General features: G+C 44.0%; 23 protein-coding genes and 2 tRNA genes. 15 read left to right on the top strand and 10 right to left on the bottom strand.

The features are described from left to right. Positions 1 to 44: 44 nt before the first annotated feature. The 4 genes from VME0621_RS21885 (at position 45) to VME0621_RS21900 (ending at position 1276) form a co-directional block, all read left to right on the top strand. Positions 45 to 121, top strand: a tRNA-Asp gene (locus tag VME0621_RS21885). 34 nt (positions 122 to 155) lie between these two features. Continuing rightward, positions 156 to 232, top strand: a tRNA-Trp gene (locus VME0621_RS21890). Positions 233 to 452: 220 nt separating this feature from the next. Next, positions 453 to 788 carry a DUF1904 domain-containing protein gene (locus VME0621_RS21895; RefSeq protein WP_062460634.1) on the top strand — a complete coding sequence of 112 codons (336 nt, stop codon included), beginning with the start codon at positions 453 to 455 and terminating at the stop codon, positions 786 to 788. Between the two features lie 179 nt (positions 789 to 967). Continuing rightward, positions 968 to 1276 carry a hypothetical protein gene (locus VME0621_RS21900; RefSeq protein ID WP_062460637.1) on the top strand — a complete coding sequence of 103 codons (309 nt, stop codon included), beginning with the start codon at positions 968 to 970 and terminating at the stop codon, positions 1274 to 1276. Between the two features lie 33 nt (positions 1277 to 1309). On the opposite strand, the gene VME0621_RS21905 is transcribed toward VME0621_RS21900, so the two are convergent. From VME0621_RS21905 to rdgC, 3 genes are all read right to left on the bottom strand, one after another. After that, entirely contained in the window at positions 1310 to 1564 is a 255-nt protein-coding gene (locus tag VME0621_RS21905; RefSeq protein WP_006074776.1) for a YfhL family 4Fe-4S dicluster ferredoxin, read from the bottom strand. A gap of 2 nt (positions 1565 to 1566) precedes the next feature. Further along, complete coding sequence (gene trhP / locus VME0621_RS21910) at positions 1567 to 2949, bottom strand: prephenate-dependent tRNA uridine(34) hydroxylase TrhP (RefSeq protein ID WP_006074777.1); 1383 nt, start codon at positions 2947 to 2949, stop codon at positions 1567 to 1569. A 138-nt stretch (positions 2950 to 3087) separates the two neighbouring features. Then, positions 3088 to 3996, bottom strand: coding sequence for a recombination-associated protein RdgC (gene rdgC / locus VME0621_RS21915; protein ID WP_038227988.1), 909 nt, complete (start codon positions 3994 to 3996; stop codon positions 3088 to 3090). Positions 3997 to 4190: 194 nt separating this feature from the next. On the opposite strand from rdgC, the gene phoB reads away from it, so the two are divergent. Genes phoB through VME0621_RS21930 form a run of 3 tightly spaced genes read left to right on the top strand, consistent with a single transcriptional unit; the run spans position 4191 to position 7166 of the window. Beyond that, positions 4191 to 4880, top strand: a complete 690-nt coding sequence (gene phoB / locus VME0621_RS21920; protein WP_038227986.1) for a phosphate regulon transcriptional regulator PhoB — start codon at positions 4191 to 4193, stop codon at positions 4878 to 4880. A gap of 19 nt (positions 4881 to 4899) precedes the next feature. Continuing rightward, positions 4900 to 6198, top strand: coding sequence for a phosphate regulon sensor histidine kinase PhoR (gene phoR / locus VME0621_RS21925; protein WP_038227984.1), 1299 nt, complete (start codon positions 4900 to 4902; stop codon positions 6196 to 6198). A gap of 5 nt (positions 6199 to 6203) precedes the next feature. Further along, on the top strand, positions 6204 to 7166 hold the full coding sequence (locus VME0621_RS21930; RefSeq protein WP_062460797.1) for a PstS family phosphate ABC transporter substrate-binding protein: 963 nt from the start codon (positions 6204 to 6206) through the stop codon (positions 7164 to 7166). A gap of 35 nt (positions 7167 to 7201) precedes the next feature. Here VME0621_RS21930 and ppx read toward each other — a convergent pair whose 3' ends face one another. Both ppx and ppk1 read right to left on the bottom strand, forming a co-directional pair. Then, entirely contained in the window at positions 7202 to 8707 is a 1506-nt protein-coding gene (ppx, locus tag VME0621_RS21935) for an exopolyphosphatase (protein WP_062460640.1), read from the bottom strand. Next, a complete protein-coding gene (ppk1, locus tag VME0621_RS21940; protein ID WP_062460643.1) occupies positions 8685 to 10793 on the bottom strand; it encodes a polyphosphate kinase 1 in 2109 nt (702 codons plus the stop codon). Before ppk1 ends, ppx begins: the two co-directional genes overlap by 23 nt. A 283-nt stretch (positions 10794 to 11076) precedes the next feature. Between ppk1 and VME0621_RS21945 the strand changes: the two genes are divergently transcribed. From VME0621_RS21945 to phoU, 4 genes are read left to right on the top strand one after another with little or no spacing between them, the layout of a single operon-like run. Beyond that, positions 11077 to 13272 (top strand): ABC transporter permease subunit, encoded by a 2196-nt coding sequence (locus VME0621_RS21945; RefSeq protein ID WP_062460646.1) that lies wholly within the window; start codon positions 11077 to 11079, stop codon positions 13270 to 13272. Between the two features lie 20 nt (positions 13273 to 13292). Then, a complete protein-coding gene (gene pstA / locus VME0621_RS21950; RefSeq protein WP_062460649.1) occupies positions 13293 to 14939 on the top strand; it encodes a phosphate ABC transporter permease PstA in 1647 nt (548 codons plus the stop codon). Between the two features lie 2 nt (positions 14940 to 14941). Next, positions 14942 to 15760 (top strand): phosphate ABC transporter ATP-binding protein PstB, encoded by an 819-nt coding sequence (gene pstB / locus VME0621_RS21955; protein ID WP_038227979.1) that lies wholly within the window; start codon positions 14942 to 14944, stop codon positions 15758 to 15760. Positions 15761 to 15778: 18 nt separating this feature from the next. Next, complete coding sequence (gene phoU, locus VME0621_RS21960) at positions 15779 to 16474, top strand: phosphate signaling complex protein PhoU (protein ID WP_006074790.1); 696 nt, start codon at positions 15779 to 15781, stop codon at positions 16472 to 16474. A 9-nt stretch (positions 16475 to 16483) separates the two neighbouring features. Here phoU and VME0621_RS21965 read toward each other — a convergent pair whose 3' ends face one another. The 4 genes from VME0621_RS21965 to VME0621_RS21980 form a co-directional block, all read right to left on the bottom strand. After that, positions 16484 to 16972, bottom strand: coding sequence for a DUF481 domain-containing protein (locus tag VME0621_RS21965; RefSeq protein WP_038227977.1), 489 nt, complete (start codon positions 16970 to 16972; stop codon positions 16484 to 16486). An 85-nt stretch (positions 16973 to 17057) separates the two neighbouring features. Beyond that, positions 17058 to 17999, bottom strand: a complete 942-nt coding sequence (locus tag VME0621_RS21970) for a LysR family transcriptional regulator (protein WP_062460652.1) — start codon at positions 17997 to 17999, stop codon at positions 17058 to 17060. An 87-nt stretch (positions 18000 to 18086) separates the two neighbouring features. Next, positions 18087 to 18836: a copper homeostasis protein CutC gene (locus VME0621_RS21975; RefSeq protein ID WP_062460655.1), complete on the bottom strand. Its 750-nt coding sequence runs from the start codon at positions 18834 to 18836 to the stop codon at positions 18087 to 18089. A 192-nt stretch (positions 18837 to 19028) separates the two neighbouring features. Then, positions 19029 to 19637, bottom strand: coding sequence for a peroxiredoxin (locus tag VME0621_RS21980; protein ID WP_006074794.1), 609 nt, complete (start codon positions 19635 to 19637; stop codon positions 19029 to 19031). A gap of 187 nt (positions 19638 to 19824) precedes the next feature. Between VME0621_RS21980 and VME0621_RS21985 the strand changes: the two genes are divergently transcribed. After that, positions 19825 to 20730: a hydrogen peroxide-inducible genes activator gene (locus tag VME0621_RS21985; protein WP_006074795.1), complete on the top strand. Its 906-nt coding sequence runs from the start codon at positions 19825 to 19827 to the stop codon at positions 20728 to 20730. Positions 20731 to 21492: 762 nt separating this feature from the next. On the opposite strand, the gene VME0621_RS21990 is transcribed toward VME0621_RS21985, so the two are convergent. Then, positions 21493 to 21963, bottom strand: a complete 471-nt coding sequence (locus VME0621_RS21990; protein WP_038227972.1) for a CBS domain-containing protein — start codon at positions 21961 to 21963, stop codon at positions 21493 to 21495. A 255-nt stretch (positions 21964 to 22218) separates the two neighbouring features. Here VME0621_RS21990 and queA point away from each other — a divergent pair, with 255 nt between their 5' ends. The 3 genes from queA to yajC all read left to right on the top strand — a co-directional run bounded on the left by queA (position 22219) and on the right by yajC (position 25055). After that, positions 22219 to 23271 (top strand): tRNA preQ1(34) S-adenosylmethionine ribosyltransferase-isomerase QueA, encoded by a 1053-nt coding sequence (queA, locus tag VME0621_RS21995; protein ID WP_006074797.1) that lies wholly within the window; start codon positions 22219 to 22221, stop codon positions 23269 to 23271. Between the two features lie 151 nt (positions 23272 to 23422). Then, on the top strand, positions 23423 to 24556 hold the full coding sequence (gene tgt, locus VME0621_RS22000; protein WP_006074798.1) for a tRNA guanosine(34) transglycosylase Tgt: 1134 nt from the start codon (positions 23423 to 23425) through the stop codon (positions 24554 to 24556). A gap of 169 nt (positions 24557 to 24725) precedes the next feature. Then, on the top strand, positions 24726 to 25055 hold the full coding sequence (gene yajC, locus VME0621_RS22005) for a preprotein translocase subunit YajC (RefSeq protein ID WP_006074799.1): 330 nt from the start codon (positions 24726 to 24728) through the stop codon (positions 25053 to 25055). Positions 25056 to 25074 lie beyond the last annotated feature (19 nt).

A 25074-nucleotide genomic window follows, 5' to 3' on the forward strand; every position in this document is an offset into this window, starting at 1 on the left:
CTGTTTAAAGCACGATTTAGATAAGACTTTAAATAGACCACTGCGGAGTGGTAGTTCAGTTGGTTAGAATACCGGCCTGTCACGCCGGGGGTCGCGGGTTCGAGTCCCGTCCACTCCGCCACTTATTTGAGAGTCGTCTCAATAAATACGAAGATAGGGGTGTAGCTCCAATTGGCAGAGCAGCGGATTCCAAATCCGCGTGTTGGGAGTTCGAATCTCTCCACCCCTGCCATATTCAAAGGCTCTGACTTAGGTCGGAGCCTTTTTTGTTTTCGCTTTTTCAAAGCGATGTGTTGGGAGCTGGGTCGCCAGCCCAGTCAAATCTCTCCACCCGTGCCATATTCAAAGGCTCTACTTAGGTCAGGGCCTTTTTCGTTATTCCTTTCCTAAGTTCTCTAATCTCATTGTTCACTGATATACTCGTAATCGTTATCAAATACATGGATATGATTATGCCTCATTTACGATTTAGAGCGATTGAACCTGATCTTGTTAAAACTCTTTCTGGTCCACTAGTTGATGAACTGCAACCGTTAATGGACTGTCCCAAAGAGGACTTTACGGTTGAACATATTGCCTCCACTTTTTACTTTGATAATAAGGTCAGTCATGCTTATCCATTTATTGAAGTGCTATGGTTTGATCGGGGGCAGGAGGTCAAAAATTCAGTGGCTACAGTTATCACGACTCAGGTACGCTCAGCCCTAGGGAAAGAGCTTGATGTGGCGGTAGTCTTTAGTACGCTTGAGCCCTCGAATTACTACGATAATGGACAACACTACGGTTAGTATTTGAATAAGGTGACTCTCACAATTGGGACTGGAGAAGTCGAAGTATGTTGACTATGGTTATCAATACTTCGGTAGATTAGTCTTTTTGTTTCTTGGTGTTATTGTTATTGAGTTAAGGCTTATCTACTGTATTTTTGGGGGATTTCCCCAATAAGTTTTGGGTAAGGAAGACTGTTATGACTATGATCTCATCAAGGCAGTTTGCCCGATGGCTTAGGAAGAGATTCGCTTCAGAAAAAGATGGAGTGATTCTAACTAGAGAGGACATTAATCAACTATCCGGTAGGCAAAGTTTCACACTCGGTTTCATCAATGATATTCACTATGAGTTGATGCAGCACGGTATTGCCTTTGTGACCGACACCAGCAGAGAGAAGTTCTATTTAATTCCTATCAACTCTGCAGAAAACTGGCGCAAAAAACTGGAGATGCAGTATGAGAAAGAGCTTTACTGCAATGTTTTTCCAATCGAAAAGTCTGGGTAATAAAAAAGCCTCCACTTGGAGGCTTTTTGCTGACTAGGCCATACCTTGAATAATCACAAACTTCTCAAGTAGCTCATCATCGGTTTCCACATGGTTTGGATCGGTGATGATGCATTTTGTGATTGGGCAGACGGACTGACAAGTTGGTTTATCGTAGTGCCCTTTACACTCTGTGCATAAATGGGGATCGATCTCAAAGATCTCGCTGCCCATACTAATTGCCCCATTAGGACATTCAGGGTCACACATATCACAGTTGATGCACTTGTCAGTGATTAATAGTGCCATGGTTACTTACCAGTTGGGTTACGTGTATCTTGTCCTGAATTTAGGTTACGCATAAGTAGTGCGTAGTCCAGATCCAACTCCTCTGGTACTGGAATGAAGACGAAGTGACCGTTACCTTTAGCGTCGTCGATGCTTTCTGACTTACGGTTTTCCATCACTTCTAGGCTGAATACCACATTGCCTTTTGGTGTCATTAACTCAAGGCTATCGCCAACCACAAATTTGTTTTTCACTTCAACTTCAGCCAAGTGACCGCGACGTTTACCGGTAAACTCACCTACAAATTGCTGAGAATCGGAAACGGAATAACCGTAGTCATAGTTTTGATAGCTGTCATGAGTATGACGACGTAGGAAGCCTTCTGTATAACCGCGGTGAGCTAGGCTTTCTAGCGTGCCTAATAGTGACTCATCAAACGGTTTGCCAGCAACAGCGTCATCAATAGCTTTACGGTAAACTTGAGCAGTACGAGCACAGTAGTAGAAAGATTTAGTACGACCTTCAATCTTAAGTGAGTGGACACCCATCTTAGTCAAACGCTCAACATGCTGCACCGCACGAAGATCTTTGGAGTTCATGATGTACGTACCATGCTCATCTTCAAATGCCGCCATTTTATCTTCTGGACGATGGCTTTCAGAAAGTAGTACGACTTCATCCGTTGGTTTACCACGACCAATAGTGGTCTCTGGACGCTCATCAACGACTTCAACTGCTTGTGCTTCAGGAACAAATTCTTCGACAATTTGACCTGCGTCGTTTTCAGTCGCTTTTTCAACTTTGTATTCCCAGCGGCATGCATTGGTGCACGTACCCTGGTTTGGATCGCGTTTGTTGATGTAGCCGGATAGTAGACAGCGACCTGAATAAGCCATGCAAAGTGCGCCGTGTACGAATACTTCTAGCTCAGTTTCAGGGCAATGTTCACGGATTTCCTCAATCTCTTCTAACGATAACTCACGAGACACGATAACGCGCTCAACACCATTAGCTGCCCAGAACTTAACAGTCGCCCAGTTTACGGCGTTTGCCTGTACTGATAGGTGAATCGGCATTTCAGGGAATGCTTCACGAACCATCATGATAAGACCTGGGTCAGACATGATCAGTGCGTCTGGACCCATTTCAACAACAGGTTTTAGATCACGGATGAAGGTTTTTAGCTTCGAGTTATGCGGTTGAATGTTACAAACCACATAAAGCTTTTTACCTAGGGCGTGCGCTTCATTGATACCTATCTGAAGGTTTTCGTGGTTGAATTCGTTGTTACGAACACGAAGGCTGTAACGAGGTTGACCTGCGTAAACCGCGTCCGCACCGTAGGCGAATGCATAACGCATGTTCTTAAGGCTGCCAGCAGGTGACAGAAGTTCTGGAGTAAACATTGCTTTATATCTCTAATCTGATTTCAAGTCAGTGTTGTGCCACCTAATGGCACTAAGGGGCGCAAATTTTACGCTAATATGGAGAGGTTTCCAAGTTTTGTATTGAGCTCGCAGAACGCGAGCTCAGATAAGTAATGGCTATTGCTTTGGTAAGCCGCCTAAGGCGTCATAAAGATTTGGTAGGAATGCGCCAAACTCACCGCAAAGCAATGAGAAGTCGGCATCCATTCGAGCCGCAGCATCTTCTCTTGGAATGTCGTCATTCTCATCTTTCAGTTCATCGCTGAATTTAAGGCGTTTAATACTGCCATCATCAGCCAGAATAAATTCAATACGCTCTTGCCAGTTCAGCGCGAGTTTAGTTACAAACTTGTTTGCCTCAATATGACCAAGAATCTCATCGCTTGACAGTTCTTGTTTCTTACAACGGATAACACCACCGTCTTCTAGCACTGACTTAAGCTCAGCCTCATCTAGAAGATTGAAGCCTGTAGGTACTTCACCGCCTTTCACCCATTCGGTTAATGTATTTTCAATAGGCTGCTCTGGGAAGGCAGGAACAACAGGCAGGCTTCCCATTGTTTTTCTCAAGAGGGCGATGACATCTTCTGATTTCTTAAAGCTACTTGCATCTACAATGATGAAGCCTTCTTTTGGAAGGATAAGCAGATGAGTGAGGTTGCTACGGCTGAAAGCTCGTGGAAGCAAATCAATGATGATTTCATCTTTAAGGTCATCTTTTTCTTTTTTCTTAAGTGGTCGACCTTCTTGCGTTTCCAACGCTTCTACTTTGCTGTTTAGTGACTCTTTGATCACAGACGCTGGCAGCATTTTTTCTTCTTTCTTTGCACAAAGCAAAATGCGGTTTTCAGAAACGTGGGTCATCATGTCGCCATGTTTACCAAGCGCTGTCACCCAACCAAATTTTTGCTTATCTTGACTACCACAAGGTGTAAAACGAAACTCTTCAAGCTGCTGCTCGAGTTTATCGGCGTTAAATTCAAGATCCTTGTTGAATCGATAGACCAAACAGTTTTTAAACCACATATTACTCTCACCTTTAGAATAGATAGCTGCACATGATAGGCAATTTTCAAACAATTGTCCTAGCTTAAATCTTCAATATGACAACCCAGATTGTGCGAAAGTTATATTAAAAATTGTTTTCAATGGTCACAAAAGTGTCATAATAATTCTTGATAATGCATGCAGTTGATTAGATTCCATAAGGTTATTCAGATATGTCTAGAAGAATCCTGGTTGTTGAGGATGAAGCACCAATTCGTGAAATGCTGTGTTTCGTGTTAGAGCAGAAAGGCTACCAAGCTGTTGAAGCAGAAGATTACGATACCGCAGTAAACAAACTGGCTGAACCTTACCCAGACCTTGTTCTGCTAGATTGGATGTTGCCTGGTGGTTCAGGTATCAATTTCATAAAGCACATGAAGCGTGAAGAGCTTACTCGAAACATTCCAGTAGTGATGTTGACGGCTCGTGGTGAAGAAGAAGATAAGGTGCGCGGCTTAGAAGTCGGGGCTGATGACTATATCACTAAACCTTTCTCTCCAAAGGAATTGGTTGCTCGACTAAAAGCAGTTATTCGCCGTGTCACACCAACTGCGTTGGAAGATGTTATCGATGTTCAAGGGCTGAAGCTGGACCCAGTATCGCATCGTGTTACTGCGAATGATGCACCGCTAGATATGGGACCAACGGAATTTAAAATGCTGCATTTCTTTATGACGCATCAAGAGCGCGTATACAGCCGCGAACAACTGCTTAATAACGTTTGGGGTACTAACGTTTATGTTGAAGACCGCACGGTGGATGTGCACATTCGTCGTTTGCGTAAGGCATTAGAGTCCGCTGGACATGATAAGTTGATTCAGACCGTTCGAGGCGCTGGCTACCGTTTCTCTACCAAAGGCTAGCATCGAACTGGAGAGATAGATGGTTGAAAGGTTAACCTGGAAAAAGCTGGCCTGGGAGCTGGCTTTTTTTTACACCCCTTGGATTGTTGTTGGGTGGATATTTGGATACATGCCGTGGTTACTGCTCGTTGCCACGGTTTTGCAGTTGATATGGCACCTACATAATCAGCTGCGTTTGTCTGCATGGTTGTGGGATGAAAAGCGTCTGACGCCGCCATCAGGCACAGGCAACTGGGAGTCGTTATTTAATGGCATCTATCGACTTCAACAGCGCCAAAGACGTAAACGAAAAGAGTTGACCAACCTAATTCGCCGTTTTAAAAACGGTGCGGAATCGCTTCCCGATGCAGTTGTGGTGTTTCGTAGTGAAGGTAATATCGTGTGGTGTAACAAACTCGCACAACACCTTCTTGGCTTTCGCTGGCCTGATGATTCAGGACAGCCGATTTCTAATCTGATTCGCACCCCAGATTTCATTAAGTATCTAAATAAGCAGGATTTCTCTGAACCTTTAGAAATGCGTTCGCCTTTGAATGTGGAAAGAATGCTGGAGCTTCGAATTGTACCGTATACCGAAGGTGAGCATTTGATGGTCGTGCGTGACGTCAGCCAACTTAAGCAATTAGAAGGTATGCGTCGCAATTTCTTTGCTAACGTTTCTCATGAACTACGTACACCAATGACTGTTCTTCAGGGTTACCTTGAGATGACAGAAGATCCAGACATGGTTGTAGGTCCTATGTGGACTAAAGCTCACGGTGTAATGACCGAACAGCTTAATCGAATGAACAGCCTTGTGAATCAGTTACTCACGCTCTCCAAAATTGAAGCTGCGCCAATGCATGAGTTAGACGAAGTCGTCAATGTGCCTGCTATGCTCGAAGTTCTCGAAAAAGAGGCGGTTAGCCTAAGTGGTGAGGATGGACACAAGGTTGAGTTTGATGTCGATAATAGCCTGAGAGTATTTGGTGACGATGATCAGTTAAGAAGTGCTATTTCTAATCTGGTTTACAACGCGATTAAATATACGCCACCGGGTGCAAATGTGAAGGTACGTTGGTATCAATCTGCTCAAGGTGCATGTTTAGATGTAGAAGATACTGGCGATGGTATTGAGCCCCAGCATTTGCACCGACTAACTGAGCGTTTTTATCGTGTCGATAAGGCTCGCTCTCGTGATACCGGCGGAAGTGGTTTAGGGTTAGCTATCGTAAAACATGCGCTATCTCACCATGATTCTCATCTGGAAATTCACTCGGAAGTGGGCGTTGGTAGTAAATTCTCATTCATTCTTCCAGAACGTTTGGTAGTGAACTAATGGCGATGAGCGGAAGGTTAAGTTGGTCAGTATTGCTTTTTGGCGTGATATCCTTCTCTACGCTGGCTTCAGAGTTGCCTAAATATACGAAGCAACCTGGGGTTGCAGGCAACTTATCCTCAGTAGGTTCAGATACTTTATCGGGGATGACCACCTTATGGCTTGAAGAGTTTAAGAACATTTATCCTAATGTTAATGCCCAAATTCAAGCTTCAGGCTCGTCGACGGCGCCTCCTGCTTTGGCCGAAGGTACGGCACAATTCGGCCCTATGAGCAGGAAGATGCGTTTAAAAGAGGTGGAATCTTTTGAGCGGCATTATGGTTACAAACCGACCGAGCTTCGAGTTGCAATCGATGCGATCGGGATATTTGTTCATACCGACAACCCCATCAAAGGGTTGAATTTCCAGCAAATAGACAGCATTTTTTCCTCAACATTACGCTGTGGAAGCAACCACTACATTAGTAAGTGGGAACAGCTAGGCGTTAAAGCACCTTGGAGTCTACGTGCTATTCAGATGTTCGGCCGTAACTCAGTGTCGGGGACCTATGGTTATTTCAAGAACAATGCACTTTGTGGAGGCGACTTCAAACGCAATGTGAATGAGCAACCTGGCTCAGCATCTGTGGTGCAATCAGTAGCGTCATCCGTGAATACCATTGGTTACTCCGGCATTGGCTATCAAGTATCGGGGGCGAAGTTGGTGCCCATCGCGAAACAAGGTGAGGATTACATCTTACCAACTCAAGACAATGTACAGTCAGGTCACTACCCACTGTCTCGGTTCTTGTATGTCTACGTCAATAAAGACCCACAACGAAAACTTGATCCCATAGAGGAAGCCTATATTCGCTATATCTATTCTCGAGAAGGTCAGCGAATAGTGGTGAAAGATGGCTATGTACCGTTAAGTCGAGAATTTGCAGAACAAGAGCTAGCCAAGGTTGGATTGAGCTTTATCGACTAACCTTCATTGGCGAACCGCAAATGTAGCTGCGACAGTTAATTGAATTCAAGTTGCCACCCTACCGCTTGCCAGTAGTTTTGCTCCGTTTGTAAATCAGCGGAGAGAAGCCGGTTTTGTTCTAACCAATCTACTTGCTCACAACTCACAGTCCAAATGTCGTCGACAATAGTCAGCTTTAGAGGTAATAACTCATCATTGCGCTGCCCATTAACGATAATGGCGAGTCGTAGGATTCGTATTAAACCGAGAATATGTTTTTTCTTAAACAGGCTAAACTCAGGGAGCTCTTGTAACTTGAGTGATTTTCTTTGATAGCGAGCCAGTGTCGCTAAAATGCGCTGCTGCTCACTGTTAAAACCCGGCATATTGGTGTGCGTGAGTATGTAGCTTGAATGCTTATGGAAGGCCTGATAACTGATACTGAGTCCAACCTCGTGAAGTAGAGCACTCCACTCAAGCAAACTAAACAAATCACTTTTCTTTTTAAGATTGAGCCGCTCATGAGTTTGATTTAAAAACTCGACTGCCTGGCCGCGAACTTTGGCGGCATGTTCAAGATCGACAAAATGTTTGGCGGCCAAATTTTCAGTGGTTCGCATACGGATATCAGAGCGTTGGAAACGCTCCTCCATTTCATAGAGCAAACCTTCACGAAGAGCACCAGCTGAAAAGTGCATTTCACGAATTTTCAAACTTTCAAAGAGCGCAGTTAATATGGCCACGCCTGCGGCAAACACTGGCTTCCTTTCGTCTGTTAGTCCAGCTAAGTTGATGTCATCAATAGTGTTAAATTCACACAAGGTATCGATAAGTTTATACAAACGTTTATGGGTGACTAAACCATCTTCATGTCCTAAACCGATTAAGACTTCCCTTATTGCCTTAATCGTTCCAGAGGAGCCTAATGCAACTTCCCAACCTTTCTTTTTATATCGAACCGACAATGCTTCAAGTCTTTGTTGAGCAGATAAAATAGCTTTGGAGAAATTTTTAGTGGAGAGTTTTCCGTTGGCAAAAAATTTAGTGGTATAACTCACGCAGCCCATCTGAGTGCTATTTAGTAGTACAGGTTCGAAAGCCTTACCTATGATGAGCTCGGTACTACCACCACCAATATCAATCACCAGCTTTGAATTTGACTCGGTTTGAGTATGCGCAACGCCGGTATATATTAGGCGTGCTTCTTCTTCACCAGGGATGACTTCAATAGGAAAGGGAAGAACGTCGCGAGCGCGTTGCAAAAAGATATGGGTATTATTGGCGATACGCAGCGTGTGGGTTGCGGCAATACGAACGTTTTCTGGCTCAAAGCCTTGTAGGCGTTCTGCAAACATGGCAAGGCATTCTAATCCTCGTTCAATCGCAGCGTTGTCGAGATTCTGTTGAGCGTCCAACCCGGAGGCTAATCTCACTCGCTGTTTGTGGCGACTTACTAACTGTAGATCTTGATCCACTACCTTAGCGACAACCATATGAAAGCTGTTCGAACCTAAATCGATAGCGGCGACATTTTTTATACTACTGTCTTTGGTCTGGCTCATTATTGATCAGTTGCTCTTTGGTTTTTCTTGTTTGTTTCTCTACCTTTTTAAGATAGTCGTAAATAGCCATTTGTGAGCGTACTTTCTTACGGTTACCGCGCGGTACGTAGCTGTTGCTCATTTCTTTGTCTATCCAACGTGCCTTCATGGTATCAGTAAAGTGAAGGTTAATAATGTCGATAATTCGCTGTTTTAAACGAGTGTCACGCACTGGAGCGGCGACTTCAATACGATGGTCTATGTTGCGAGTCATCCAGTCGGCAGATGAAATATAGACTTGAGGATCGCCATTGTTATGCGCAATGATGACGCGAGGGTGCTCTAAGAAGCGATCAACAATGCTGATAATTTTTATGTTATCGCTCACTCCTTCAACACCAGGAACTAGAGAGCACATGCCGCGGATAATCATTTGGATTTTAACCCCTGCATTGCTCGCGCCGTAGAGCTTGTTGATCAGCCTCTTATCGACTAAGCTGTTGATTTTTAAAGTGAGTTTGCCTTTCTTGCCCGCCTTAGTATTGGCGATTTCAGTATCAATGAGTCGGTAGAGTTGCTTACGCGAGTTACGTGGGGAGACGATGAGATAGTTAAACTTCACTGGGCGATAAGGGTTTTCGATATAGCCGAAAACGTTACGAACTTCATTCGCGATCTCTTGATCGGCAGTTAGCAAAGAAAAGTCGGTATAGATACGAGCATTCTTCTCATGAAAGTTCCCAGTGCCAATGTGAGCATAGCGGGTAATCTCGCCCTCTTCTCGGCGACTTATCAGCAGTAATTTAGCGTGTATTTTTAACCCCGGAGCACCAAAGATCACTTGTACCCCGTTTTCGGTGAGCACTCTAGACCATTCAATGTTGGCTTCTTCGTCAAACCGAGCTTGTAGCTCAACCACTACCGTGACATTTTTACCGTTGTGTACGGCGTCAATCAATGAGTTCATCAAACGGGAGTCTTTCGCCACTCTATATACATTGATTTTGATACCAATGACCTTAGGGTCAAACGAGGCTTGACGCACTAACTCAGTAATATGATCGAAGGTGTGATAGGGGAAATGGAGCAAAATATCTTGAGCGCGTATGGCCTCAAACTGGTTGTCGTAGCCATCGAAATCGGCACAACGCATTGGAGGTAGTGGTTTGTTTTCTAAGTATTCACGTCCAACATTTGGAAAGCCGATAAAGTCTTTAAAGTTATGGTAGCGACCACCGGGAATGAGGCTATCGTAGTTAGAAATACCTAGTTTGCTGCACAAGGTATTTAGCATTTCTTCGGGCATATCACGCTCGTAAACAAAGCGCACGGGCATGGCGGTCAGTCGTTGATTGACACTTTCCGACATTTGCTCGAGCAGGCTGTGTTCTACTTCGAGACTCAAGTCGTACTCCGCATCCCTCGTCATTTTCATCGCATAGCCATTAAGCTCATCGTAATCAAAGAACCCGCGGAATATATCGTCAAGGCAATAACGAATGATGTTGTCGAGCAGAATGATGGTTTTACGGCGTTTACCTTTCTGTTCCGGAACCATGACAAAACGGGGTAAGTGATCAGTCGGGATCTCTAAGATCGCATACTGAGAACTTTGCTCTTTTTGCATATCGACAACGATATAAGCGTACTCATCTTTAAGAAATTGCAGTACGTTGATGTCTTCACCAAGCATAAAAGGCGTTAAGTGAGGCAGTACTTCATTTCTAAAGTATTTCTTTACCCACTTTTGTTGCGTGTCACTTAGCTGAGTTTCATTAACTAGGAAGATTCGACGACGAGCCATCTCTAAAATCAGTTCGTTGTAGAGTTCATCAAATCGTAAATTAAGCTTGAGTGCCTTACTTTGCATCTTACCCAGTAGGTGCTTGGAGTTGTCGTTAATACCACTTTCTTGGTTAATGAGGATGCGGCGTTTTACGTCAGAGAAGCGAACTTTGTAAAACTCATCGAGGTTGTTGGAGAAAATCCCTAAAAAGCGGATGCGTTCAATCAATGGGACGGTCTTGTCTGCAGCTTCTTGCAGCACTCGCTCGTTAAAAGAGAGCCAACTAAGTTCTTTTTCGATATAGAGTTTTTCCGCGCTCATTTACCTAACCACCAACATTTTGGACTCATTGTTGTCAATGAGTGACATATAAGACTAACCTGATCGTGAACCTTATTGATTTTATATGACAACTTTATTTCAAATAGCGTGCGACTTGACACATTTCATTATTTTCAGCACGTTAGATGGCATGTAATATAACTGTCATCTAAACGACATAAAATGTTGGGGCACGTCATGCATTCTAGTAACTCGTCCCAGAACCCTTAATGGGCAATATCTCGTAAGATTCTAACCGCCACCAAAGAGACAAATGTAGATTATGGCAACAGCCAATTTTTCGTTACAAACCAAAGATCGTAAAAGACTGATAAAGGACCGTTTGGTTCGCTGGATCGTGTCTTTTGGCGGTTTGAGTGTATTGGCGAGTTTGATCTTTATCTTTGTCTATTTGGCTTATGTGACGTTCCCACTGTTCTCTGATGCCAAGGTATCATGGTCACAAGGGATTGAGTTAAGTATAGATAAACCTATCGTCTATAGCGTGGTAGACGACCACGGTACTCGAGCTGCTTTTGTGACATCGGACGGAGAGGTGGTTGAGCAATCTCTAGTCTCGGGTCAACAAACCATACGTCAACTTCCTATTAGTATCTCAATGTTTAAGACGGTCAATAATGACCAGTTACTCATTGTTGATTCGGATCAGAGACTCGCTTTAGTCCAGCCTAAATTCAAATGGCAATCAGAAAAAGGACAAAGTGATCTAGAACTTGAGTTGCCAGGTCGTGCTGATTGGATGCCCACTCATGGCAGCGTCATATCATTGGTAACAGCAAACAGCAATGCTCACGGGACAGCCTTTGCTATGGTAGATAGTAGTGGCTTAGTCCATTTGATTTGGCAGCCAACGAGTTCAGATGCCTTGGATTCTTCCGATTCGAAAACAGTGCAGACTCTCTCTACTCTTGCACCTTTAGACTCTGCCGATGAAATATTGCTAACTCCAGATGCTCAAACGGTTTATGTGCGAAGTGGTAATGAACTTGCTGTGATCAACAGAGGAGCCGAGCATCTCGTGGTTCGTGAGCTGGTGGACTTAACTGCAGTGAATAACGCCAAAGTCACTGGACTTAAATTGTTGTCTGGCGCTCACTCCTTGCTGGTGGAGTATGATAATCAGCAAGTTTGGCAGTGGTTTGATGTGGTGAAACAAGACGCTAGGCACTTAACTGCTATTCGTTCCTTTAATTTTGACGCACCTTTAACAGCTTTACTTCCTGAGAATTTAACGAAAGGGTTCATAACCGTCCTAGCAGACGGAAGTCTGCAAAGTAATTACACCACTAGTGAACGTGTTGTATTCACCAGTAGCCTGCCAAGTAAGAATCCGGTAAGCGTCTCCGCGCTTTCTTATAACAATCAGTATGCATTGGTATTGTCCGGCGGTATGACTTATTTAGGGCATATTGATAATCCGCATCCAGAAATTTCGTTGTCGGCACTGTTTGGCAAAGTGTGGTATGAGAGTTACCCAGAGCCTGAATTCGTTTGGCAAACTACTGCTGCTTCTGATGAGTTTGAAGGTAAGTACAGTCTTGTGCCTATTGCCTTTGGTACTATTAAAGCTGCGATGTTCGCTATGTTATTTGCGGTACCGATTGCGGTGCTGGGTGCGATCTATACGGCGTATTTTATGTCATCTAGTATGCGTAAAGTCGTTAAGCCAACTATTGAACTGATGGAGGCGTTGCCTACCGTTATCATTGGTTTTCTTGCGGGTCTTTGGTTTGCGCCGATAGTAGAAACACATTTACCAGCGGTACTTCTGCTGCTGCTAACTCTACCAACAATTTGTCTATTGGCTGGCGTTGTTTGGTACATCTTGCCGCGTCAATACACCAGCAAACTACCCAGTGGATTACATCCGTTTACGCTAATTCCTGTCATTATTGTTGCGATGTACCTTGCCATGACGTATTCCACTGACATGGAGGTGCTGTTTTTTAATGGTGATGCTCGAGTTTTTCTTGCTCAACATGGCATTGATTTTGACCAAAGAAATGCTCTAGTTGTGGGCTTTGCAATGGGATTTGCTGTGATTCCTACCATCTTTACGATTGCTGAAGATGCGATCTTTTCTGTGCCGAAGCACCTTTCCGATGGTTCATTGGCACTAGGTGCAACTCAGTGGCAAACCTTAGTGTACGTTGTGCTACTAACCGCAAGTCCAGGGATTTTCTCGGCAGTAATGATGGGATTGGGTCGAGCAGTAGGCGAGACAATGATCGTTTTGATGGCGACGGGCAACACACCAATATTGGATTGGAATATTTTTGAGGGCATGAGAACACTCTCTGCCACCATGGCTGTGGAGCTCCCTGAATCTGAGGTTGGAAGCAGCCACTATCGTTTGTTGTTTTTAATCGCATTGATTTTGTTTAGTTTTACTTTTGTTGTGAATTCACTGGCTGAGTGGGTTAGACAAAGACTGCGGGAGAAATACAGTGCGCTGTAGAATGTGGAAGGAGCCTTACCATGTTTAAGTGGCTCAAATCTGGCGCACCTTGGGTTTGGCTAACAGGTGGTGCCGTTAGCATCAGCTTAATATCCGTCCTCGGTCTTTTGTTATTGATCGGTTGGAAAGGGCTCACTTATTTTTGGCCCGCGCCGCTTTACCAATGGCAAGATGACAACGGCAAAGCTTTAATGGGGCAGATTTACTCGAAGAGTTGGGTTCCTACCCATAACATTCCTGATGCCGATAAGTTGTTACCGACTGAGGTGCTGGCTGCGGGGAAAGTAGGGCGTCTGAGTATTAAAGTCGCGAATCGAGACTTATATGGTGTCGATTTTGTTTCTTTGCTCGCACCACAACTTAAGTTGCAAACGACACCAGCCGATCTTGTCGTTTTAGAGAGAACACGTGGTGGTGATTTCTTTGGGAGAATTATCGCTCTAAAGACGCCCGATGGCGCAATTACTACGGATCTTAACACTCTGCTGAAGCTCGAAATTCAGCAGGTGAAACTGACTCGAGAGCAAATAGATGACACGATTCAGCGTAAAATACGTGGCTTGAATCATCAATTGGAAGCATTACGGCTAAAGCAGCGCCGAGACTCACTTAATGGAGAGCTGTCAGAGGAGCTTACTCACCGTTATGAGCAGCAAGTCAGTATTATTCACCAGCAGCTAAACCAAAGTGAAGGGGAGCTGGATGCACTGCGTAACGAGTTGAGCAGCAAAACGCTCATTGTTGAAGATATGCGTGGTGAGAAAGTTGAGATTGGGCTAAATCGGATCCTTGATTTCTGGTATCCGAACAACATGTCTTTTGCCGATAAGTTAGTACATTGGAGTGGACAAGTCTGGAAGTTCCTCTCTGATGATCCACGAGAGTCAAATTCTGAAGGCGGGGTGTTCCCAGCCATTTTCGGCACTGTTCTGTTGGTTATCATTATGTCGATAATGGTGATGCCGTTAGGGGTGCTAGTTGCGGTTTATCTACATGAATATGCTGAAAATAATGCTCTCACACGAATGATACGGGTAGGGGTGATTAACCTAGCGGGGGTACCTTCCATTGTATACGGTGTGTTTGGTTTAGGCTTTTTCGTTTATACCATTGGTGGCTCAATTGATTCGCTGTTTTATGCTGAGCGATTACCTGCACCAACGTTTGGTACTCCGGGGCTATTATGGTCGGCATTAACTCTTGCGATTCTTACATTGCCGGTAGTGATCGTCGCAACGGAGGAAGGGCTGAATAGAATTCCAGTATCCGCCAGACATGGGTCACTAGCTTTAGGAGCAACGCAATCCGAAACGCTTTGGCGTATTGTGTTGCCTATGGCGAGCCCTGCAATTATCACTGGGCTGATCCTTGCAGTCGCGAGAGCCGCGGGAGAGGTTGCGCCTCTAATGTTGGTTGGGGTGGTAAAACTAGCATCAAGCTTGCCTATCGATTCGCAGTTTCCGTTTTTGCATCTAGAGCGTAAATTTATGCACCTTGGTTTTCATATCTATGACGTGGGCTTTCAAACCTCGAATATTGAAGCCGCACGACCGTTAGTCTATGCCACCTCTTTCTTGTTGGTAACGGTGGTCGTTGGGCTAAACTTAACAGCAATCGCCATACGAAATAACCTGCGCGAAAAATATCGAACATTAGGACAAGATTAATCATGTTTTCTATTAATCAAACGTTGGGCTATCCCACGCCTTTAGATGTTAACAATCTAAGTGATGAGCAAACTGCCATTGCGATAGAAAACTTGAATCTGTTTTATCGCGATAAACAAGCTCTAGACGACGTATCTATGCGGATTCCAAAAGGGCAAGTGACCGCATTTATCGGACCGTCTGGCTGTGGTAAATCGACTCTGCTTCGCTGTATCAACCGAATGAATGATCTAATTGAAGGTTGTACGGTGTCAGGCAAAGTGAAATTACATGGAGGTAATGTTTATCATCCGGATGTTGACGTCGCGACTTTGCGAAGACGAGTTGGGATGGTGTTTCAGCGTCCGAATCCATTTCCAAAGTCTATATATGAGAATGTGGTGTATGGATTGCGACTTCAAGGAATTAAGAACAGCCGTAATCTGGATGATGCGGTAGAGCGAGCATTGCGCTCAGCGGCGCTTTGGGATGAAGTGAAAGACAGGTTACACGAGAATGCATTTGGGCTTTCTGGTGGACAACAACAGCGACTGGTGATTGCTCGAGCCATCGCCATCGAGCCTGAAGTATTGCTGCTGGATGAGCCAACGTCGGCGCTTGATCCTATTTCAACATTAACCATCGAAGAACTTATTAATGATCTTAAAACCAAGTACACGGTTGTGATCGTAACGCATAACATGCAGCAGGCAGCGCGAGTTAGTGATCACACTGCCTTTATTCACCTCGGAAAATTGGTAGAGTATGCGGATACTGATACTATATTTACCTCACCGATTGAAAAACAAACCGAAGACTATATTACCGGTCGCTATGGTTAATTAAGGAAGTTGTTGGACATGCATTTTGGTCGTCATATATCTGGTCAATTTAATGCCGAATTAGAATCGATACGTACTCACGTGTTAACAATGGGAGGACTGGTCGAGCAGCAGTTATCCTTTGCGATGCAGGCGTTGCACAAAGACGATCTTGAGTTAGCCAAAAAAGTGGTAAGGGACGATCACAAAGTGAATGCGATGGAAGTATCCATCGACGAGGCATGTACGCGAATTATTGCTAAACGCCAGCCTACGGCTAAAGATCTCCGCTTAGTGATGGCAATCATCAAAACGATAACGGATCTTGAACGTATCGGCGATGTAGCGACTCGAATTGCTCGCGTGGCTATAGAGCAACCATCAACGAAACAACAGAAATTTCATGTCTCTTTAGAGCCGCTATGCCGACAAGCCATCACTATGTTGCATCAAGTGCTTGATGCATTTGCTCGTATGGATGTCGATGCTGCTGCCGAAGTCTATAAATTAGATGACAAACTGGATGCAGAGTATGAAGCCGTGGTTCGTCAGTTGATGACATATATGATGGAAGACCCGAAGAACATTCCTAACATTCTTCAGGTCATGTGGTCAGCTCGAGCCATTGAGCGAGTAGGTGATCGTTGCCAGAATATTTGTGAATACATCATTTACTTCGTGAAGGGTAAAGATGTTCGTCATCTGGACGAGAAAGCCATTAACGACATTCTTTAGTTGGCCAGTTTAGAAACGCCCAATGACACCGAAGTTCAAAGTCATATTCGAGCCTACAGGGATATAGGTGTCTTGTGAGTTAAATACGTCATAATCGAAGCCTGTCTTTAAACCAAAGCTTGAATTGAGCATGTAAACGTAACTTGCTCCAATGCTTAATCCTAGAGAGCTGCGACTGCTCGATTCACTATCACGACTATCACGACCGTAATAGTCTGCAAGACCAAATTCAGCTTGTAGGCCATGGTCCTGCTGGTGTCCAAACATGTGTTGTAAACCTAGGCGATATGAGTCAATACGTTCGTCGTAACGGTTAGTGTTATAGGTCTTGCGTCCATAGCTAAAAAATACAGCATCCATACCTAGTGTGTCTGCTACACCTAACTGAATACCAGCACCATTGTATATACCGATTTTGACGTCAGGTGATACGTGGAACGTTTGAGCTGATGTTGTAAAGGAAAGAGTAGCGATTAGAGGTAACAATAGCTTTTTCATCAAGCACCTTTATAGAACAGTAAAAGTGCGCTGATGTTAGCTGCCGTCATACCGTAAGGCTAAGAAGTGACGCTTATAGCTATCATTAGTCCTGATTATTAATATGTTGCTGTATTTTCTCGCGTAGGATCCCTTCTATCCACTGAGCTTTTGGTGAGTGGCGATTTTTATTATGAATGTAGGCATATAAACCTTTGGTATAAGGCTGATCGTTAAGTTCTACTTTTAAGGCTCTAAGCTGCTTACTGTGTTTACTTGGTAACAAGTTTGAATGAGGCAAAAGCATATCTGTTGACGATACCACATCAATAATTGCTAATACGACCTCAGAACGAAAGCCGACGTTTGCCTCATATCCGTGTTGTTCCAGTATTTGAGCGGCAAAACTAAAGTTGTCATTCCATCCTGGAGAAATGAGAGATGCAATCTCGTAATTGGCAGCCTCATGAGGAGTTATGATATTGCTCTTGAGGGGATGGTCTTGGCGTACATAAACTCGAGCTTCCATGTCGGCTAACTTGTCTCTAGCGATCTCTTTCGAGATACTTTCTAAGTCATAGTGCATCCCGAGGAACACATCACCATTACGAAGTTGCTCTGGGGTTTGCTGGGTCCAACTGGTGAGTTCTAAGTTTAGGTTTGGTGCTTGCTTTCTAAGTTCTATAAACAGAGAGCCCGCCAAACAAGATAATACTATCGGCGCCAAAGCAATTTTTATTGTTCCTTCAAGCTCACTTGGCGAAAAGTCGGAAAGCTGTTCTAAAGAGGCTTCGAGTCCATCTAAATAAGGGGCAATCTTTTCCTCTACTTGAAGAGCAAATGGTGTTGGCTCTAGCCCGCCCTGTACTTTGACGAAGAGTTCATCATCTAAGTGAAATCGCAGCTTTTGCAGAGCTTGACTGATTGCAGGCTGAGTCACAAATAAGCGCTCGGCGGTTTTTCGGGCATTGCGCTCCTGCAACAGAACTCGAAACGTTCTGAGTAGGTTCAAATCGAGCTTTTGGAATAAATTCGCTGACGTTTTCATAAATCCCTAAGAGAAAGTAGTGCGAGATTGAAAGAAGCCTACAAACAGTCGGCTTCTTCTTTGGAACTTTGGTTAAAAGCACAAGCTTTATAATGAGTTTAGCACTTTCGCTACTGCTCGAATTTTATCACTGCTTGTCACAGGAATGGCAAAGTCATCCACATCATCACTACCCATTTTTGCATCGTCAGCAATGAAATGCATCTTGCTTTTTCTAGTTGATTTGCCTGAAAGGTGGACTTCCGTAACGTGACTGGTGGCGATGATCTTAGCGATATTATCAGCATTGACTCCAGCTCCGGCCATCAATTCTATGCGTCCATTTGCCAAAGCAGACAGCTTGGCGAGCATATCGCTACCGTCTAGTGCATTTGAGGCCAGTCCGGATGTGAGTATTCGCTCACACCCTAATGCGATTACATCCTCCAAAGCGTGTTCGGGATGTTTGCATTGGTCGAACGCTCGATGGAAGGTTACACCCAGCTGTAACTCATGAGCCAGTTTTACTAAGCGGATAGAACGAGGCATATCGATGTTGCCATCTTTATCAAGTAGGCCTAAAACGATGCCTTGAGCACCATATTTAGCGGCGGTGCGCACGTCTTCTGCCATGATTTCAACATCGTCACAATCATAGAGGAAATCACCTTGTCTAGGACGTATCATGACGTAGATAGGAATAGAAGAAGATTGGACAGCTTGTTTAATGAGGCCTGCGTTCGGGGTTAGTCCCCCTAACGCCAAAGATGAGCATAGCTCAATCCGCGTAGCACCACCTGCAATAGCCAGTGGCAGGGACTCGATATTGTCGATACAGACTTCAAGTTGGTAGTTCATAAGGTCTCTCAGTAACTATACTGGGTATCAATATATCTCTGCTTTTGAATTCTGAAAATAGAAAAAGCCCGAGTCGTGACTCGGGCTTTAATTTTTTGGCTAACTCGTTTCTTCTTCAATGATTGGCTGCGTTTTTCGCTTTATATTTATCCAACCATCAACCCTGATTGAGCGCAGGGTGAAGGCATCGAATTATTTAGACAGGTCGTCTGCGTGCTCAGATAGGAACGCTGCAACACCTTTTGGAGATGCGTCCATACCAGCTTTACCTTCTTCCCATTGTGCAGGACATACTTCGCCGTGCTTCTGGTGGAAGTTTAGAGCGTCAACCATACGTAGCATTTCGTCGATGTTACGGCCTAGAGGTAGGTCGTTAACTACTTGGTGACGTACAAGACCGTCTTCGTCGATTAGGAAAGAACCACGGAAAGCAACGCCTGCTTCTGGGTGCTCTACATCGTACGCTTGGCAGATTTCGTGTTTAACGTCTGCAACTAGAGGGTACTTAACTTGACCAATACCGCCATCTTCGATAGCAGTGTTACGCCATGCGTTGTGAGAGAACTGAGAATCGATAGAAACACCGATAACTTCACAACCTTTAGCTTGGAAATCAGCAAGACGGTTGTCGAATGCGATCAGTTCAGATGGGCAAACGAAAGTGAAGTCTAGTGGGTAGAAGAATACAACTGCTTTTTTACCTTTAGTGAACTCAGCAAAGTTAAAGTTCTCAACGATATCACCGTTACCTAGAACAGCTGCTGCAGTAAAGTCTGGGGCTTGACGACCAACTAGTACCATTTTTTTGCTCCTAAATAGAGTTTAATTCAAACCATTTTTGGTTTGGTCCGTGTTTGTGCGAGACAAACTATAGTACACATTGTAGTATTGAAAAAAGCGAAATTAATAGATTAATTCCATCGAAAAAAGCGATGAAGCAGTAATGCCGATTCCTTTTTTGATATTGGTCCAAAAACAGGCAGTTACCATGAATAAATGGCCCAGTTTAAAGCAGCTTCATTACTTGGTTACTCTGCATGAGACGCGACACTTTAGTGAAGCCGCAGAGCGCTGTTTCGTCAGTCAGTCTACGTTAAGCAAGGGGATTCAGAACCTAGAAGAACTGATAGGCTGTCCTCTCTATGAAAAGAAAGATAAGAAAAGTCCGTTAGTCTTTACCCAAGCTGGTGAAATGGTGGTTTCACAAGGACGAGAGCTCCTAGCAAAGGGACAAGACCTGATTGAGTTAGGCAACTTGTGTCAAGGTGATGCGATGCAGGGGCAGTTGAAGCTTGGTTGTATCCCTACAATAGCGCCATTTTTACTGTGTGATTTAGTTCAGGAAGTGAACGCGCGTTACCCTCAGCTTAATCTTTTACTCAGAGAAGATACTACTGCGAACTTACTCGCCGCGCTGAGACATGGTGAACTGGACGTTCTCATTTTGGCGCTCCCGATGGACATCGGCAATATGGACAGCTGCATTGTTGGACATGACCCGTTCAAGATGGTCATCAGCCGTAATCAAGCGGACAGAATTCGTGTCCCTATCAAATATGATGATCTACCGGATGAATCGGTTTTCTTGTTAGAAAATGAACACTGTTTAACAGAGCATGCGGTTTCTGCGTGCAAGCTGACTGAGAAAGAGAAAATCAATCCATTTAGCGCAACAAGCTTACATACTTTAGTTCAAATGGTTGCTAATGGATTGGGGACTACATTTATTCCTCAGATGGCGATCGAGCATGGTCTATTGGAGAATCAAAACCTTATTGTCGTTGAGCCTCCGGGGCAGCAAGCTTATCGTGATATTGGTTTAGTTTGGCGACCAAGTTCATCTCGACGTGACTCATTTCTTCAATTGGCGGATGTGGTTTCAGAATTACTTTAGTTTTCAAACTATTCTGCATAAAAGAGAACGGCTAGTGAAAGACACCACTTTTGGTGTCTTTTTTGTTAAATTACTCTAAATGCCTAGGTTAGTGTGTAAAAAAACACAGTTTAATTTTCACAAAATCTTTCAATCAAATCCTGCGCTTCACAGTGTCAATTTCACACTGTCAAATTGAAGAGGTGTGCGGTCGTTATCTAGACATCTTAATGATAACGAGGTGTACCTAGCAATGTTCCTACTTTCGCTATAACCATGTAAGAAACAATGGTTGCCATTTTATGTAATTAAATTACGTAATAAGCCACATTATTTGCACTTTATCAATGATTGTTATTAAGAGTACAAAGTGTCGAATTTTCGAAAAAGACATATTTAGAGTTGATACTCTAAGTTGGCTTGGGTATCGTATTTGTATGTTTTCAGTGGAAGATAAGACTTGGTAATGAATCATTTATTTGACTCATTTTGCCACAATGAACATAAAGTTTGTTGACCGTTTCTGTAACTGCTTTCGTTTTAAACTTTCAAGTGAGATGAGAGTAAGTGCAGTCAGTGGCTTATCTTAGTGATAAAGAGCCCCAGCTGTGATCGTTTGATTGTCTCTCGTAGTGTTTAAGCGTTCTCATAATGAGTTATCACATCATTGAAAAACAGAAGCTTAACGCTTCGACTGGTTTTGAGCACTGCCTCAGTAGTTCAGTAATGGCTACTGAATGTCGGTAAGTTTGAGCGGCGCAAGCCGCTCCCTTTTTTTGACTGTTACGCGTCAAGTGCTTCCGAATCGCTACTCTCTTCAACTTCGTCCGGCTCGACTTCTTCTTGAAGTTCTAGCAAGTTAATCGCAATCGCGACAAAATCACTGTCAGTAATAATGCCAACTAGTTGTTTATTTTTCACAACAGGAAGGCATCCCACTTTGTGTTTTTGCATGTAGAGTGCACTTTCTTTTAATCCGGCTCTTGGTTCCACCGTCATAATATTGCTGTGCATGAGTTCACTCAATGGGGTGGATAATGTGTAAGACTGGTCGCTTGGGATTTTTTGTAGGATGGATTCTTGTGCCGCCAAAACATCACGTTGAGAAACAATGCCGAGTAAATGACGTTCTGCATCAACGATAGGTATATGCCTGATATCGAGTGCTTCCATCGTATGTTTAGCATCGGCTAGGGAGTGAGACCGCAATAGGGTGTGAGGGTTGCGAGTCATCATATCTTCGACCTTAATCATAGGGCCTCCAACTCGTTCTGATTGTGTACTTTAACTATAGAATTTTTCATGGATTAAGTCTGAGACAGGCGTCGTTTTTTGTAGCGCCAGTCACAAAATAAACTTACTGATATTAAGGTTAAATTGTGTACCCTAAAAACACAGAGTTTACGTTGGACAATGACGGTTCAGCTTGCTATTCCAACGGGTCACTTTATACTATGCGGCTGCGAATTTTTTCGCCGTTTTTGTCGCTTAATATAGAAGATTGGTGTTATGCAAGTTTCAGATTTTCATTTTGATTTACCAGATGAGCTTATCGCTCGCTACCCTAAAGCCGAAAGAAGCTCAAGCCGACTGCTTCAGCTAACCGGAAATACTGGTGAAGTCGTAGATGGAAGCTTCACTGATATTGTTGACCAAGTACAGCCGGGCGATTTGCTCGTGTTCAATAATACTCGCGTGATTCCAGCACGAATGTTTGGACGTAAAGCGTCAGGCGGTAAAATTGAAGTACTTGTCGAACGTATGCTTGATGACAAGCGTGTCTTAGCTCATGTTCGATCTTCTAAAGCTCCAAAACCAGGTACAGAACTGTTCCTTGGAGAGAATGATGAATACCAAGCGTTGATGGTTGCTCGTCACGACGCACTTTTTGAGATTGAAATGCAGTCTGAGAAGACGGTTCTTGATATTCTTAATGATATTGGCCACATGCCATTACCTCCTTATATCGATCGTCCAGATGAGGATGCCGATAAAGAACGTTACCAGACCGTTTACAACGAGAAACCCGGTGCGGTTGCTGCTCCTACCGCTGGTCTGCACTTTGATGATGCTGTACTTGAGAAAATCAAAGCCAAGGGCGTAAACTTTGCCTATGTGACTCTGCATGTTGGTGCAGGTACTTTCCAACCTGTGCGAGTTGAAAATATCAACGACCATCATATGCATGCGGAATACGTTGAAGTGCCGCAAGAGGTCGTAGACGCGATCAATGAAACCAAAGCAAACGGTGGCCGAATTATTGCGGTCGGTACAACATCCGTTCGTTCTCTAGAAAGCGCTGCGCAAGATGCGCTGAAAAACGGCACAGAGCTAGTGCCATTTTTTGGTGACACAGAGATCTTTATTTTCCCGGGATATGAGTATCAGCTGGTGGATTGCTTAGTAACCAATTTCCATCTCCCTGAGTCCACACTCATCATGCTCGTCAGTGCCTTTGCGGGTTACGATAATGTGATGAGCGCATACCACCACGCTGTAGAACAGAAGTACCGTTTCTTTAGCTACGGTGATGCGATGTTCATTACCAAAAAGACCGCTTAAGATTTTTATTTCACTCAAGGAGCCAGTGGAATACGGTAAGGATTACCAACTTCACTAGTCGCTTGGCTAGTGCATTCAAGTGCGACAAGCTACGCTTGTTAGTGCGTTTTAAGATTGAGTCAGACTGTGTCTCTGGCAATGTGGAGGCTTCGTGAAATTACAATACGAACTAAAAAAGAAAAATGGTCACGCTCGTCGTGGTCAATTGACGTTTGAACGCGGGACGGTACAAACGCCAGCGTTTATGCCTGTTGGTACTTACGGTACTGTGAAAGGTATGACACCTGAAGAAGTAAAAGGCACTGGAGCTGAAATTCTTCTAGGTAACACTTTCCACCTATGGTTGCGCCCAGGTCAAGAAATCATGAAGATGCACGGCGACTTGCATGACTTCATGAACTGGCATGGCCCAATCCTTACCGATTCAGGCGGCTTCCAAGTATTTAGCCTTGGGGATATTCGCAAAATCACTGAAGAAGGTGTGCATTTCCGTAACCCAGTAAACGGTGACAAGATTTTCATGGATGCTGAAAAATCGATGGAAATCCAGAAAGATCTTGGCTCTGATGTGGTGATGATTTTTGACGAATGTACGCCATACCCAGCGACCCATGCTGAAGCGAAAAAGTCGATGGAAATGTCATTGCGCTGGGCACAACGTTCTCGCGATCATTTCGACAAGCTTGAGAACCCTAACTCGTTGTTTGGTATTGTCCAAGGTAGTGTGTACGAAGATCTACGTGATGTGTCTGTTGAAGGCTTAACTAATATTGGCTTCGACGGTTATGCGGTTGGTGGTCTTGCTGTTGGTGAGCCAAAAGAAGACATGCACCGTGTATTAGAGCATACAACGCCTAAACTACCTGAAGACAAACCTCGCTATCTAATGGGTGTAGGTAAACCTGAAGATTTAGTTGAAGGTGTTCGCCGTGGTATCGATATGTTCGATTGCGTAATGCCGACTCGAAATGCACGTAATGGACATCTATTTGTAACCGGTGGCATTGTTAAGATCCGTAATGCAACGAACAAGACGGATACAGGTCCATTGGATGAGCATTGTGATTGCTACACCTGTAAAAATTACTCTAAAGCGTATCTGCATCATTTAGATCGCTGTAATGAGATCTTAGGCGCTCGCTTAAACACGATTCACAACCTACGCTACTACCAACGTCTGATGGAAAGCATCCGCACTGCGATTGATGAAGACCGTTTTGATGAGTTTGTAGAAGAGTTTTATGCACGACGCAATCGCGAAGTGCCGCCACTAGATATGAAATAGTTGGCTAAATAAACGGCTATCCCTGCAATTGGTACCAAATCCTAGCTCTCGGTCACATTTTTTATGTGTTTAAGTCGCTATGAAACATTGAGTTACCGTTTGCTTCTTGAAAAGATAGGGGGATAGCCCAATTTTGGATATGTATTTACATTAAAGAGGATGTTTTCCGATGAGTTTGATTTCTGCAGCTCACGCAGCTGAAGCGGCACCACAAGGTGGCGGTTTTGAAATGCTAATTATGCTTGGCATGTTTGCGGTAATTTTCTATTTCATGATTTACCGCCCACAAGCTAAGCGTGCTAAAGAGCATAAAAACCTAATGGCTTCTATGGGTAAGGGTGATGAAGTCCTAACTAATGGCGGTCTAATTGGTAAGATCACTAAAATTGCTGAAGACAACGACTACATTGCTATCGCTCTTAACGACAACAATGAAGTAGTTATTAAGAAAGACTTCGTTACTGCAGTGCTACCAAAAGGTACGCTAAAGTCTCTATAAAAACAGCTAAAGGATCCTC

The organism is Vibrio mediterranei (assembly GCF_900088415.1).
GTDB classification, from domain to species: Bacteria; Pseudomonadota; Gammaproteobacteria; order Enterobacterales; family Vibrionaceae; genus Vibrio; species Vibrio mediterranei.